Origin of the sequence: Enterobacter sp. MGH119, assembly GCF_001037675.1 — a bacterium.
Taxonomy (GTDB): domain Bacteria; phylum Pseudomonadota; class Gammaproteobacteria; order Enterobacterales; family Enterobacteriaceae; genus Enterobacter; species Enterobacter hormaechei_C.
The window spans coordinates 2198219-2211615 of record NZ_KQ089929.1 but is presented as its reverse complement, the minus strand read 5'-3'; the positions used below and the strand labels follow the sequence as shown (position 1 = coordinate 2211615).

Genomic DNA, 13397 nt, shown 5'->3' with positions numbered 1-13397 from the left:
CCTTGCGCCACCCGACTTTTTTATTCGTAGTAGTTATAAATCCCCGCCGCCATCACCAGTGATGACGCGACTTCGTACGCTTTTTCGCGCCCAACCAGCAGGTCAATAATCTTCAGGCCAAAATCAATGGCGGTGCCCGGCCCCTGGCTGGTGAGCAGGTTAACGCGCGGATCCCAGACCACGCGTTTATCCACCCACTGGTCTTCCGGAATTGTATCCTTCAGACCAGGGAAGCCGGTCATATTGCCGATGGGGAAAATGTCGTGCGGAACCAGCACCGTACCTGCGGCTGCACAGATTGCCGCGACGATACGCCCGGAAAGATGAAACTGACGAACGGTTTCAACCAGCAGCGGGCTGTCGCGGAAACACTCAGCCCCCTTCAGACCACCCGGCAGAACGATAATGTCGTAATCACCGTCCGCCACCTGTACAAGCGGTGCATCCGCCAGAATCTTCACCCCACGCGAGCAGGTAATCGCCAGGCTTCCGTCGCTGGCGACGCTGGCGGTAGTAACCTTAATACCACCACGTACCAGCAAATCAATGGTGGTGACCGCTTCTGTCTCTTCGCTACCAGGGGCGAGGCATACCAGTGCCGATGCGCTCATACTCACTCTCCTTTCGTTTTACTAACTCAAACAGACGGCTGTTTTCCGCAACGGTAATGCCGTGTGCCCGGGCGCGTTTTAACAGATAACCGGTAATGTAATCAATTTCGGTATGCCGCATAGCCCGGATATCCTGCAACATTGAGGAGATATTTTCTGCCGTACTCTCAATGACCTGGTCGACATAATAACGTAAATCGGACTCTGAGGTGTGGTAGCCTTCGCGTTCAATGACGGCGGCAACTTCCCGGCAAATCAGCGCTACCCGATCAGGATGCTGGCGCAGTTCACCGTTAGGGCAATCCAGCAGGGCGGTCAGCGGATTAATCGCGCAGTTCACCGCCAGTTTGCGCCACAGTTCCGCGCGAATGTTATTGTGCCAGGCGACGTCAGGCAGCGTGCTTTGCAGGGTATCCGCAAGATAGCTGTAATCGCCGGGCTGTTCACGCGCGGGACCGATATGAGTGATACCACTGGCAACATGGATAATGACGTTACCGTCGCGACGCGCCGCGTGTGTGGTTGTCCCCATCAGCAGCGGTTGCCGGACAGATTTTAGCTCTTCAATGGTACCCATACCGTTGTGAATCAGCAGGATTGGCGTGCTTTCAGGTAACTGGGCGGCCAGGCTTTTCACCGCATCGGAGACCTGCCAGGCCTTCAGCGTGACCAGCAGCAAATCGCTGGTGGCAAGAAATTCCGGATCGTTTGCCGTTAAAGACTCATTAAAAATTGAACCGTCTGTACCCATCACGTTCACACTGCAATAGGGCTGGGGAATTCGCAGCCAGCCCTGAACGTCGTGTCCCTGTTTGCATAGCGCTGTAAGCCAGAGTTGGCCAAGGGCTCCGCATCCAAGCACTGTTACTTTCATCGTTCCTCCTCACCTGCAACGGCGCCAGGTGCTATGACGCTAAGTATAGCGCCATCAGCTAAGCTTCTAGTTATGCCTCGTTGCGGGTATTATGCAACGCAACAAAAATGAAGGGAGAAGAAAAGATGCCATCTTTCGATATTGTTTCTGAAGTTGATTTGCAGGAAGCGCGTAACGGCGTAGAAAATGCTGTCCGTGAGGTTGAGTCACGTTTCGATTTTCGTGGCGTTGAGGCGACCATTGAACTGAACGACGCGAACAAGACGATCAAAGTCCTGAGCGAGTCTGATTTCCAGGTCAACCAGTTGCTGGATATCCTGCGCGCCAAGCTGCTCAAGCGCGGCATTGAAGGGACCTCACTCGATGTGCCGGAAGATTTTGTTCACAGCGGCAAAACCTGGTTTGTGGAAGCGAAGCTGAAGCAGGGGATTGAAAGCGCCGTGCAGAAGAAAATCGTGAAGCTTATCAAAGACAGTAAGCTCAAAGTGCAGGCGCAGATCCAGGGGGAAGAGATCCGCGTGACCGGAAAATCCCGTGATGACCTGCAATCCGTGATGGCGCTGGTGCGTGGCGGCGATCTCGGTCAGCCATTCCAGTTTAAAAACTTCCGCGATTAAGACAATCATGCCCGGCTAAACCGGGCATTTTTTCAGGCCTTCAGCGCCTGCTCTACCTCAAAGCGGTTAGTCACTTTGCTGTCAATTTTGACATACGCACTGCGCTCTTCCGGGACAATCAGCACTTCGCTCACGCCCTCTGTCGCTTCCAGACGCTGTTGTAACGCGTCACCGATTGCCACGTCATCGGGAATTTCTACCCGCAGGCTACTCACGTAACGCGGCTCTTTCATGGTGCTGGCCACAAACAGCCAGAGCATCGCCAGCAGCGCACCGGCGAGGAAAACGGTCTGGGAGTCAAACAGACCATCCACCCAGCCGCCGAGTGACCCGCCGATCGCCACGCCGAGAAACTGGCTGGTGGAGTAAATGCCCATCGCGGTGCCTTTGTATCCTGCCGGAGACTCTTTGCTGATAAGCGACGGCAGCAGGGCTTCCATCAGATTAAAGGCCAGGAAGAACAGTTGTACGCCCGCGATCAGCTCCCAGAAATGCGGGCCGGCGCCCCACAGCACAATCTCGGCAATCAGCAGTAACGCCACGCAGCCCACGAAGACGCGTTTCATTTTGCGCTTCACTTCGGCGTAAATAATGAAGGGCACAACGGAGACAAACGAGATCAGCATTGTGACCAGATAAATTTTCCAGTGCTCTGCCGCCGGAAAACCTGCTGAGGCCAGTTGACCGGGCAGGGCGACAAAGGTGGACATCAGCAGAATGTGCAGGCACATAATGCCGAAGTTCAGCTTAAGCAGGCGCGGCTCGGCGATGACTTTGCTGAAGCAGCCTTTGACCATCCCGGATTCACGGTTGAGGACGTGGTTTTTACTGTCAGGTACAACCCACAGCGTGAGTGCGATCCCGATGGTCGCCAGCACCGCAATCATCCAGAACAGGGCGTGCAGGCCGAGTGAATGGGTGATAACGGGCCCCAGCACCATGGCAATGGCAAACGTGACGCCAAAGCTGACGCCGATAAACGCCATGGCTTTGGTGCGGTTTTGCTCGCGGGTTAAGTCTGACAGCAGCGCCATCACGGCGGCGGCAATCGCCCCGGAACCTTGCAGGGCGCGCCCAAGAATAATTCCCCAGATGGAGTGGGAGAGGGCGGCGATGATGCTGCCGAGCACAAACACCAGCAGCCCGCCGACAATCAGCGGTTTGCGACCCACTCGGTCGGAGAGCAAGCCAAAGGGGATCTGGAATATTGCCTGCGCCAGGCCGTAGATACCGATCGCCAGACCGATCAGCGCTTCGCTGGCACCCTGTAACGCCATGCCATATGTGGTCAGAACGGGCAGGACCATAAACATGCCAAGCATCCGCAGCGAGAAAACAGTCCCTAAACCCCAGGTCGCACGCAGTTCGCCTGGCGTCATTTTATAATCGTTCATTACCACCTCAGTTCAAAAGCAGGCCATAGTGTAGTGCGGGGAAGGGGCGGGGTAAATAATCGGTTATTTAACAAATATTACATACGTTACTAATAGATTTCATGAATAAAAAAGGGGTGCCGAAGCACCCCTTTATGTCCTTGCTATAGCTTACCAGACGTAAGTCAGCAGGTTTTGTGAATCAGGCACCATGAAGTCTACGGACATCATCACGGACAGGGAGGTGATGGCGACAATCGAGAACACAAACAGCTTGCGTGCCCAGACCTTGTCATCTTCCACTTTGTAACCGCGCAGAGCCATGCCGAGCCACCAGACGCTCACCGCAGCTGCTACCACCAGATATTTATATCCGGCGTAACCGCCCAGAGAGAGCATCAGCGTTGCCACGGCAAAAGCGATGATGTAGAGCGTGATGTGGTTCTTGGCAACCGAAATGCCTTTCACGACCGGCAGAACCGGAATGTTCGCCGCCTGATAATCCTTAAAGCGGAAAATCGCGATGGCGTAGGAGTGCGGCATCTGCCACAGGCTAAAGATAGCCAGCAGGATCAGCGCACCGCTGTCGAACTCGTTCGTGACGGCGCAGTAGCCAATCACCGGCGGCGCAGCGCCGGAGAGAGAACCAATCAGCGTGCCGTAGACGGAGTGACGTTTCATATACAGGCTGTAGACGCCTACATACACCACGAACCCCATCACCCCCAGCCAGCAGGCCAGCGGGTTAGCACCAAACCACAGCAGCATAAAGCCAGCAATACCCAGCAAGGTGGCGTACACCAGCGAGACGGAAGGGGCAATCAGGCCTTTAACCAGCACCCGATTTTTGGTCCTTTCCATCTTCTTGTCGATATCCATGTCGATGTAGTTGTTAAATACACAACCGGACGCAACCACCAGTGACACACCGACCAGCGTGTAAATAAAGAGGGTGTAATCAATGCTGCCTTTAGAGGCCAGCAGGAACCCTCCGATTACGGAGATCAGGTTGCCAAAGATGATGCCTGGTTTCGTGACTTGCAGGTATTGCTTAAACATACTCGCCGCTCTTAGTGAACCATCATGTTGTAGTTAAGGTTCCACATAATCCAGATGGAACCGACTACCAGGATAGCGATGATAATCACGGTAAAGATAAAGGCCGTCATGTTCCAGCCTTCATCGGACTTGGTGTTCATGTGCAGGAAGCAAACCAGATGCACCAGAATCTGAATCACCGCGGTCACCAGGATTGCGCCCAGGATAACCGGCTTAGATGCAGAACCGTTCATCACCATCCAGAACGGGATCACCGTCAGAATGATCGACAGGATGAAACCTGTCATGTAGGTTTTTACGCTGCCGTGGGAAGCGCCATGATCGTTAGAATGACTCATTACATCGCCCCCATCAGATAGACAACAGAGAACACACAGATCCATACCACGTCCAGGAAGTGCCAGAACAGGCTCAGGCACATAATACGGGTACGGTTAGTACTGGTCAGGCCGCGACGGGAGATCTGGAACATCAATACCGCCATCCAGATCAGACCCGAGGTCACGTGCAGACCGTGGGTGCCGACCAGCGCGAAGAACGCTGACAGGAAGCCGCTACGATCCGGGCCGAAACCTTCCATGATCAGGTGATGGAATTCATAGATTTCCATCCCGATAAAGCCAGCACCAAACAGCCAGGTCAACGCCAGCCAGGAGACAACCTGGCTCTTGTTGTTTTTGTACATGGCGATAGCCGCCATGCCGTAGGTGATGGAGCTGAATAACAGCAGTGCGGTTTCAACCAGTACGAACGGCAGCTCAAAGATGTCCTTACCGGTCGGGCCGCCCGCTGTGCCGTTCACCAGAACGGCATAGGTTGCGAACAGACAGCAGAACAGGATGCAGTCGCTCATCAGGTAGATCCAGAAACCGAAGACTTTCGTCGGTCCTGTATCATGGTGCGCATGTTCATGCGCGTGGGCAGTCGAGTGCGCCAGAGTATCAGTTGCCATTTTTCAGCCCCGCTTTAGAAATCTCGTCAAAATGCTGGTTTTCCAGCTTTTCAACTTCACGGACTGGTACGTAGTAGTCCACGTCCTCGTCAAAGCTCTTCACAATCCAGCTGATTACGATGCCAGCGAAGCCAACAATCGCCATCCACCAGATGTGCCAGATCATTGCGAAACCAAATACCGTTGCGAAGGCGGCAATGACGATGCCCGCACCGCTGTTTTTCGGCATATGGATCTCTTCGTAATGTTCAGGTTGCTTGTACGCTTCACCTTTTTCTTTCATTTCCCAGAATGCGTCACGCTCATGAATGTGTGGCACTACGGCAAAGTTATAGAACGGAGGTGGAGAAGAGGTAGACCACTCCAGCGTACGGCCACCCCACGGGTCACCGGTCAGGTCGCGGTTCAGGTTACGGTCACGGATAGACACGTAGTACTGAATCAGCTGGCACAGAATACCGCAGGCAATCAGCGCTGCGCCGCCCGCTGCAATCATCAGCATTGGGTGGAACTGCGGATCGATCTGCTGGCTCAGACGACGGGTCATACCCATGAAGCCCAGCACGTACAGCGGCATAAATGCTACGAAGAAGCCAATGATCCAGAACCAGAACGCGCGTTTACCCCATTTCTCGTTCAGCGTGAAGCCGAACGCTTTTGGCCACCAGTAGGTTACGCCAGCGAAGCAGCCGAAGACCACGCCACCGATGATAACGTTATGGAAGTGCGCAATCAGGAACAGACTGTTGTGCAGAACGAAGTCAGCACCAGGTACCGCCAGCAGTACCCCGGTCATCCCACCTACGGAGAAGGTCACGATGAAGCCGATGGTCCACAGCATGGCTGAGTGGAACACGATACGACCCTGGTACATGGTGAACAGCCAGTTGAAGATCTTAACCCCGGTCGGGATCGCGATAATCATGGTGGTAATACCGAAGAAGGCGTTTACGTTGGCACCCGCACCCATGGTGAAGAAGTGGTGCAGCCAGACAATGAACGACAGAACGGTAATACATACGGTTGCCCACACCAGAGAGGTGTAACCAAACAGACGTTTACGCGAGAAGGTTGCCGCGATTTCGGAGAACACACCGAACACCGGCAGAACCAGGATGTACACTTCCGGGTGACCCCAGGCCCAAATCAGGTTGATGTACATCATCATGTTGCCACCCATATCATTCGTGAAGAAATGGGTACCCAGATAGCGATCCAGGGTCAGCAGCGCGATGGTGACGGTCAGAATTGGGAACGACGCGATAATCAGGACGTTGGCGCACAGAGATGCCCAGGTAAATACTGGCATCTTGAACATCGTCATACCTGGTGCACGCATCTTCAGGATGGTCACGAAGAAGTTAATACCGGTCAGAGTGGTACCGACACCGGAGAGCTGAAGCGCCCAAATCCAGTAGTCAACGCCCACGCCCGGACTGTATTCAATTCCCGACAGCGGCGGGTAGGCCAGCCAGCCGGTCTGAGCAAATTCGCCCACACCCAGTGACAGGTTAACCAGGATAACGCCGACAACCGTGAACCAGAAGCTCAGGTTGTTCAGGAACGGGAACGCAACGTCGCGCGCGCCGATTTGCAGCGGAACGACCACGTTCATCAGACCGATTACCAGCGGCATCGCCACGAAGAAGATCATGATAACGCCGTGGGCGGTAAAGATCTGATCGTAGTGGTGCGGTGGCAGGAAGCCGGCTTCGCCCGCAGACGCAAGCGCCTGCTGGCTACGCATCATGATTGCATCCGCAAAGCCACGAATTAACATGACGATACCGACGATGCAGTACATGATACCGAGTTTTTTGTGGTCAACCGAAGTCAGCCACTCATTCCACAGGTAGCTCCACTTACCGAAGTAAGTGATCAGGCCAACTAAGGCCGCGCCACCAATGATAATTGCAGCCACCGTAACCATAATAATCGGTTCATGGTAGGGCACTGCATCCAGTGTCAATTTTCCGAACATTTTCTTCCTCGGCCCCTTAGTGAGCGGTTTCCGCGTGGCTCATGTCCATGCCTTCCATACCCTGGTGCGTGTTGTGCTCGCCTTCAGGCTGGGTCATGTCCATGCTCATGCCGTGATCCATAAATTTGCCAATAACATCTTTGAACAGATTCGGTTTCACGTTAGAGAAGTACTCCACCTTGTTGTATTCGCTAGGTGCAGCCACTTTTTCGAACGCCGCCATGTCAGACATGGTGTTGGTAGACTGCTTCGCTTTTGCAACCCACTGGTCGAAAGTCGCGCGGTCTGGCGTAGCGATAGCTTTGAACTTCATACCCGAGAAGCCCGGGCCACTATAGCTGGCGGAGATACCGTCGTAGGTGCCTGCTTCATTCGCGATCAGGTGCAGGTTAGTCTGCATACCGGCCATCGCGTAAATCTGGCTACCCAGACGTGGGATGAAGAAGGAGTTCATTACGGAGTTGGAGGTCACTTTGAACTGAACCGGAGTGTTCGCCGGGAAGGCGATTTCATTCACGGTAGCAATGCCCTGTTCTGGATAGATGAAGAACCATTTCCAGTCCATGGAGACCACTTCAATGGTAATAGGTTTTTCATCGTGAACCAGCGGTTTGCTCGGCTCAAGTGCGTGAGTGGTTTTCCAGGTCAGTACAGCAAGGAACAGGATGATCAGAATAGGTACCGTCCAGACCACAGCTTCCACTTTATTGGAGTGTGACCAGTTAGGGCTATACTTCGCATCTTTATTGCTCGCACGATACTTCCAGGCGAAACCAACAGCCATCAAGATGGCAGGAATAACCACAATCAACATCAGGCCAAAAGCCGTCAGTATCAATGAACGTTGTTCCAGTCCAATCTGTCCTTTGGGGTCTAGTAGTGCAGAATCGCAGCCACTGAGTAATACAGTGCCTGCGAATAATGACAACCATCCCAAACTTTTATTGTATTTCCTGAGTCTCATTTAACGACCTCAATTCCACGGGAGTCTGGTGGCGTTTAAAGTGTGGGGGCATTTTACGGGAAGGTTACATTACTGTAAACATCATTAGCCCTGTGTCAGGAAGGTGTTACCGGGTTCTGCCGCACATGTCACAAGTGTTGCAAATTATGTCGCGTTTTCCGGGGGAAGCCGCACGGAGTGGGCGTTATAACGAAAGGGTGCCCCAGCATACCGCAAAAGGGACAATTGGTATAACCATTGCGGAAAATACACAAATAATTAACAATTAATTATCAATAAAAAGACAACTAAAAAACGAAAATTCAATCTTTCGAATGCTGAATCGTTTAACGGAAAATAGCGTAGCGAAATAAGCTCCAATAATTTCCGAATGCTATCCCGCACAAAACAACAAATATTTTTTTTTGCCGATGGCGGTTATTTCGCCGTTATAATTTCGTGTCGTTATTACAACGGGAAATAACCTTTCGCTTTTTACTTCATGTCATCTGCGTTTTCCGCAGTGACATGAAATCCAGCATCCCACCGGTCAGGATACCCACGATGGCGAGAAACACGCCTGCATCAAGCAGCTGGGTTTCAAAAGGAAGCGACAAGGTGGTCGTCGCATTGATAATGAGAACCGCGAGCCACACTACCAGCGCAAGACAACCTGCCATCAGCAGACGCAGGGCAAACCGGTAGGCAGCCTGATATTCCGTGCGCGGCATGAAGTGTTCCGTCCGCTGGGTATATTCCAGCGTCTGGCGACAGACCAGCAACAATAAAATCCCCGGCACAGCCGCCACCACAGAGAAGAGATAAAATGTCGGCCAGCCGTGGGCTTCAACAAACCAGCCCGCGACGGGACCTACGTACACGCGCCCGACGGCTGAGAGGGCAGAGAGCAGGGCAAACTGGGTGGCGGAAAATGACTTATTGCACAGCGTCATCAGCAGGGCGACAAATGCCGCAGTGCCCATACCTCCGCACAGATTTTCAAAGAATACCGCCGTCGCCATGCTGATCATATGCTTGTCGGTGATCGACAGCAGCCAGTAACCGGCATTCGAAGCGCCCTGAAGGATGCCGAAGATCAGCAGAGCACGGAACAGCGACAGACGCTGCATCAATACGCCGCCGTACAGCGCGCCGACGATCGTGGCAAACAGCCCCAGGGTTTTGTTCACCACGCCGACCTCGCCCGCATCAAACCCGACGCCGCGGATCAGGAAGGTGGTGGTCAGACTCATGGCGAAAGCGTCGCCGAGCTTATAAAGGACAATCAGCAGCAGGATCAGCCAGGCATTATTGCGACCAAAGAAGTCGCGGAGCGGTGCGGCGACGGCCTGCTCCAGCGAGCGGGGAACCGGAATCACATCGCTCGGTTCAGGCGCGAATAGCGTGGCAAAAATGCAGGGGATCAGCAGAGCGGCCATCAGCCAGTACATTCCCTGCCAGCCGAGATAGCGGTCGGCAAGCCAGAGGGCCAGCCCGCCGGAAACCAGCATACCCAGGCGGTAGCCAAGCACGCTGATTGCCGCACCGGCGCCACGCTCTTCCGCTGGCAGGACGTCCGTCTTCCAGGCGTCAAAAACAATGTCCTGCGAAGCGGAGCAGAAGGCGACGACCACCGCAAGCGCGGCCATCCAGCGCAGCTGTGTTGACGGCTCAAGGAAACCCATTGCGGCAATGGCCAGCAACAGCAGCACCTGCGTCATCACTAACCAGCCGCGACGGCGCCCGAGGAACGGTGGGGTATAGCGATCCATCACCGGCGACCACAGGAACTTAAAGACGTAAGCCTGGCCGACGAGCGAGAAGAAACCAATGGTTTTAAGATCGATGTTCTCAACCGTCATCCACGCCTGTAACGTGCCGGAGGTGAGCGCAAGGGGCAAACCTGAGGCGAAACCAAGGAGCAGCAGAATAGCTGATTTCGGTTGCTGGAAAATGCGTAAGTAGTGACTGGACATGTTCTTATGAACTGACCCGGTGAAGCACCGGGTCAGTCAGCAGGATTAACGGGCGTTCTGCTTGATGAAGTCGTGAATGCTGGTGTCCTGTGCCATGTCGGCAATGGTGTCAGTCAGCACGCTGTTAACCGCGTCAGCGATATTTTTGTTGGAGGCCTGGAATGCGCCTTCAACGGAATAGCTCGCACGGTAGTTTTTGTTCATTTTGTTGCCGTTCTTCGCGGTAGCGATGATGGCGATATCGGCTTTAGTCGCAATGTTGTAGCGAACGTTACCCTGGGAGACGTCAGCGTACAGGTTGTTCACGATGATTTGCAGATCAACCGCGCCGCTTGGGCCAATCATGTAGCCGCGGGAGGTCATCTGTTTCTCCAGCACTTCCTGCAACAGGAAGCGCAGGTCGCGGGAGGCGGTTAGCGTGACCTGTTGGTTGTCGCGAGTCACTTTCGCCAGCGCCTGGTCCTGACGCTGATCGGCGCCATTAATGCTGACCGTAACGCCCATCAGGCTTGGATCCTGCTGAGGCAGGGTAATTTTTGGTGAAACGTCAATGGTCGTCGGCGGAGTCGCGCAGCCGGCGAGCATAAAGAGTGCTACCAACGGAAAGAAGAGTTTTTTTAACATTTTCGGGTTCTCAACGAATCGTAAGCAAAGAGAGAAAAATTGCCGCCATCATAACATCGCTAACGGCCAGGGGAAGTGGTCAACGCATGTAAATTCATCGCCTTGTCCGAAAACTGACCACCTTTGCGCTTTTCTCTGCCTGTAAGTGACAAAACGTATGAACCACATAGTGAACTTCATTCGTTTGGGTGAGAAAATCAGACGAAAGCTAAATATTTGTTGTCAAGGTGTAATGGAACCGGTAAAAGCGGCTAATATTTAAAGGGATGGGTGACATCTTAGCGTTGTCGGAGGAGTGATTTCATGATGATACGTGAACAGATAGAAGAAAAATTAAGGGCAGCGTTCAACCCTGTGTTTCTCGAAGTTGTCGACGAAAGCTATCGTCATAACGTGCCGGCAGGTTCTGAAAGCCACTTTAAAGTGGTTCTGGTCAGCGATCGCTTCACGGGAGAACGTTTCCTGAACCGACACCGCTTGATCTACAGCACCTTGACGGAAGAACTCTCCACAACCGTACATGCGCTGGCGCTGCATACCTACACCATTAAGGAATGGGAAGGGCTACAGGATACGGTATTCGCATCACCGCCTTGTCGGGGTGCAGGCACCATCGCCTGATAAATCGGATTTGCAACCGCCGGAGTTTTTCCAGTATGTTGCTTACAGATTTCGTCAAGACGGCCTTCGGGCCGTTTTGTTTTGTCTGAGTTTTGAGCGGATGGCGCGTTTTTAAGGCTAAAAATAGCCTTAAAGTGTGAAAAAAGCCGCAGCAACATGCTCCAACCGTTCTCGACTCACCTAAGTGATGCCGCTATAATGCCGCGTCTTATTGAATGTCTTCGGGATGATTCTGGCGACAGGGAATGTGAATCTGCACATAAGAGAGCATCCCGGTATAACAGACAGATTCAGAGTTGACCGAGCACTGTGATTTTTTTGAGGTAACAAGATGCAAGTTTCAGTTGAAACCACTCAAGGCCTTGGCCGCCGTGTAACGATTACTATCGCTGCTGACAGCATCGAAACTGCTGTGAAAAGCGAGCTGGTCAACGTAGCAAAAAAAGTACGTATTGACGGCTTCCGCAAGGGCAAAGTACCAATGAATGTTGTTGCTCAGCGTTATGGCGCTTCCGTGCGTCAGGATGTGCTGGGTGAACTGATGAGCCGCAACTTTATCGACGCGATCATCAAAGAAAAAATCAATCCAGCCGGTGCGCCGAACTACGTTCCAGGCGAATACAAGCAGGGCGAAGACTTCACCTACTCCGTAGAGTTCGAAGTGTACCCGGAAGTTGAGCTGAAAGGTCTGGAATCTATCGAAGTTGAAAAACCGATCGTTTCCGTGACCGACGAAGACGTTGACGGCATGCTGGATACCCTGCGTAAGCAGCAGGCGAACTGGAAAGAGAAAGAAGGCGCTGTTGACGCAGAAGACCGCGTAACCATCGACTTCACCGGTTCTGTAGACGGCGAAGAGTTCGAAGGCGGTAAAGCGTCTGATTTCGTACTGGCGATGGGCCAGGGTCGTATGATCCCAGGCTTCGAAGACGGTATCAAAGGCCACAAAGCGGGCGAAGAGTTCACCATCGACGTGACCTTCCCTGAAGAATACCACGCTGAAAACCTGAAAGGTAAAGCAGCGAAGTTCGTTATCAACCTGAAGAAAGTGGAAGAGCGCGAACTGCCAGAACTGACTGAAGAATTCATCAAGCGTTTCGGCGTGGAAGATGGTTCTGTTGCGGGCCTGCGTACCGAAGTGCGTAAAAACATGGAGCGCGAGCTGAACGGCGCTGTACGTAACCGCGTGAAGTCTCAGGCGATTGAAGGTCTGGTGAAAGCGAACGACATCGACGTTCCTGCTGCCCTGATCGACAGCGAAATCGACGTTCTGCGCCGTCAGGCTGCACAGCGCTTCGGTGGCAACCAGCAGCAAGCGATGGAACTGCCACGCGAGCTGTTCGAAGAGCAAGCGAAACGTCGCGTTGTTGTTGGCCTGCTGCTGGGCGAAGTGATTCGTACCCACGAGCTGAAAGCTGACGAAGAGCGTGTGAAAGGCCTGATCGAAGAGATGGCTTCTGCATACGAAGATCCATCAGAAGTGATCGAGTTCTACGGTAAGAACAAAGAGCTGATGGACAACATGCGCAACGTCGCACTGGAAGAGCAGGCTGTTGAAGCGGTACTGGCGAAAGCGAAAGTGACCGAAAAAGAGACCTCTTTCACCGAACTGATGAACCAGCAGGCGTAATTTCGCCCCAACGGTTTAAAGTTTGAACAAAAAACCCGTTGCCCTCCGGCGACGGGTTTTTTTTATCACAGCTTTAGTCCTGGAAGGGTGCTAAAACGCCCTTTCAGTGTTAGCGTTACAACAAAACGTTGTTATG

General features: G+C 53.2%; 13 protein-coding genes. 3 read left to right on the top strand and 10 right to left on the bottom strand.

Annotated elements, in window-relative coordinates; genetic code table 11:
- Positions 1 to 20 precede the first annotated feature (20 nt).
- Both yajL and panE read right to left on the bottom strand, forming a co-directional pair.
- A complete protein-coding gene (gene yajL, locus SK53_RS10590) occupies positions 21 to 611 on the bottom strand; it encodes a protein deglycase YajL (protein ID WP_003859085.1) in 591 nt (196 codons plus the stop codon).
- Positions 574 to 1485, bottom strand: coding sequence for a 2-dehydropantoate 2-reductase (gene panE, locus SK53_RS10585; RefSeq protein ID WP_022650464.1), 912 nt, complete (start codon positions 1483 to 1485; stop codon positions 574 to 576). Before panE ends, yajL begins: the two co-directional genes overlap by 38 nt.
- A gap of 125 nt (positions 1486 to 1610) precedes the next feature.
- Here panE and SK53_RS10580 point away from each other — a divergent pair, with 125 nt between their 5' ends.
- A complete protein-coding gene (locus tag SK53_RS10580; protein ID WP_017383179.1) occupies positions 1611 to 2102 on the top strand; it encodes a YajQ family cyclic di-GMP-binding protein in 492 nt (163 codons plus the stop codon).
- A 32-nt stretch (positions 2103 to 2134) separates the two neighbouring features.
- On the opposite strand, the gene SK53_RS10575 is transcribed toward SK53_RS10580, so the two are convergent.
- The 8 genes from SK53_RS10575 to SK53_RS10535 form a co-directional block, all read right to left on the bottom strand.
- Positions 2135 to 3496 carry an MFS transporter gene (locus SK53_RS10575; protein WP_022650465.1) on the bottom strand — a complete coding sequence of 454 codons (1362 nt, stop codon included), beginning with the start codon at positions 3494 to 3496 and terminating at the stop codon, positions 2135 to 2137.
- Positions 3497 to 3646: 150 nt separating this feature from the next.
- A complete protein-coding gene (gene cyoE / locus SK53_RS10570; protein ID WP_003859062.1) occupies positions 3647 to 4534 on the bottom strand; it encodes a heme o synthase in 888 nt (295 codons plus the stop codon).
- An 11-nt stretch (positions 4535 to 4545) separates the two neighbouring features.
- Positions 4546 to 4872, bottom strand: a complete 327-nt coding sequence (locus SK53_RS10565) for a cytochrome o ubiquinol oxidase subunit IV (RefSeq protein WP_006809888.1) — start codon at positions 4870 to 4872, stop codon at positions 4546 to 4548.
- Positions 4872 to 5486 carry a cytochrome o ubiquinol oxidase subunit III gene (locus SK53_RS10560; protein WP_003859057.1) on the bottom strand — a complete coding sequence of 205 codons (615 nt, stop codon included), beginning with the start codon at positions 5484 to 5486 and terminating at the stop codon, positions 4872 to 4874. The genes SK53_RS10565 and SK53_RS10560 overlap by 1 nt, the downstream gene beginning before the upstream one ends.
- On the bottom strand, positions 5476 to 7467 hold the full coding sequence (gene cyoB / locus SK53_RS10555) for a cytochrome o ubiquinol oxidase subunit I (RefSeq protein WP_022650473.1): 1992 nt from the start codon (positions 7465 to 7467) through the stop codon (positions 5476 to 5478). The genes SK53_RS10560 and cyoB overlap by 11 nt, the downstream gene beginning before the upstream one ends.
- A gap of 16 nt (positions 7468 to 7483) precedes the next feature.
- A complete protein-coding gene (cyoA, locus tag SK53_RS10550) occupies positions 7484 to 8431 on the bottom strand; it encodes a cytochrome o ubiquinol oxidase subunit II (RefSeq protein ID WP_003859054.1) in 948 nt (315 codons plus the stop codon).
- 479 nt (positions 8432 to 8910) lie between these two features.
- Complete coding sequence (gene ampG / locus SK53_RS10540; protein ID WP_048209279.1) at positions 8911 to 10386, bottom strand: muropeptide MFS transporter AmpG; 1476 nt, start codon at positions 10384 to 10386, stop codon at positions 8911 to 8913.
- Between the two features lie 45 nt (positions 10387 to 10431).
- Positions 10432 to 11010 (bottom strand): lipoprotein, encoded by a 579-nt coding sequence (locus SK53_RS10535; protein ID WP_003859052.1) that lies wholly within the window; start codon positions 11008 to 11010, stop codon positions 10432 to 10434.
- 303 nt (positions 11011 to 11313) lie between these two features.
- On the opposite strand from SK53_RS10535, the gene bolA reads away from it, so the two are divergent.
- Positions 11314 to 11631: a transcriptional regulator BolA gene (bolA, locus tag SK53_RS10530; protein WP_003859051.1), complete on the top strand. Its 318-nt coding sequence runs from the start codon at positions 11314 to 11316 to the stop codon at positions 11629 to 11631.
- Between the two features lie 331 nt (positions 11632 to 11962).
- Positions 11963 to 13261 carry a trigger factor gene (gene tig, locus SK53_RS10525; RefSeq protein ID WP_015571277.1) on the top strand — a complete coding sequence of 433 codons (1299 nt, stop codon included), beginning with the start codon at positions 11963 to 11965 and terminating at the stop codon, positions 13259 to 13261.
- Positions 13262 to 13397: the final 136 nt, after the last annotated feature.

What these genes read in the sequence shown, in the direction of transcription:
- SK53_RS10575 (WP_022650465.1), bottom strand. Translation starts at nt 3,496, where the DNA reads ATGAACGATTATAAAATGACGCCAGGCGAACTGCGTGCGACCTGGGGT.
- SK53_RS10560 (WP_003859057.1), bottom strand. Translation starts at nt 5,486, where the DNA reads ATGGCAACTGATACTCTGGCGCACTCGACTGCCCACGCGCATGAACAT.
- bolA (WP_003859051.1), top strand. Translation starts at nt 11,314, where the DNA reads ATGATGATACGTGAACAGATAGAAGAAAAATTAAGGGCAGCGTTCAAC.
- SK53_RS10535 (WP_003859052.1), bottom strand. Translation starts at nt 11,010, where the DNA reads ATGTTAAAAAAACTCTTCTTTCCGTTGGTAGCACTCTTTATGCTCGCC.
- yajL (WP_003859085.1), bottom strand. Translation starts at nt 611, where the DNA reads ATGAGCGCATCGGCACTGGTATGCCTCGCCCCTGGTAGCGAAGAGACA.
- cyoB (WP_022650473.1), bottom strand. Translation starts at nt 7,467, where the DNA reads ATGTTCGGAAAATTGACACTGGATGCAGTGCCCTACCATGAACCGATT.
- cyoA (WP_003859054.1), bottom strand. Translation starts at nt 8,431, where the DNA reads ATGAGACTCAGGAAATACAATAAAAGTTTGGGATGGTTGTCATTATTC.
- ampG (WP_048209279.1), bottom strand. Translation starts at nt 10,386, where the DNA reads ATGTCCAGTCACTACTTACGCATTTTCCAGCAACCGAAATCAGCTATT.
- panE (WP_022650464.1), bottom strand. Translation starts at nt 1,485, where the DNA reads ATGAAAGTAACAGTGCTTGGATGCGGAGCCCTTGGCCAACTCTGGCTT.
- SK53_RS10565 (WP_006809888.1), bottom strand. Translation starts at nt 4,872, where the DNA reads ATGAGTCATTCTAACGATCATGGCGCTTCCCACGGCAGCGTAAAAACC.
- cyoE (WP_003859062.1), bottom strand. Translation starts at nt 4,534, where the DNA reads ATGTTTAAGCAATACCTGCAAGTCACGAAACCAGGCATCATCTTTGGC.
- SK53_RS10580 (WP_017383179.1), top strand. Translation starts at nt 1,611, where the DNA reads ATGCCATCTTTCGATATTGTTTCTGAAGTTGATTTGCAGGAAGCGCGT.
- tig (WP_015571277.1), top strand. Translation starts at nt 11,963, where the DNA reads ATGCAAGTTTCAGTTGAAACCACTCAAGGCCTTGGCCGCCGTGTAACG.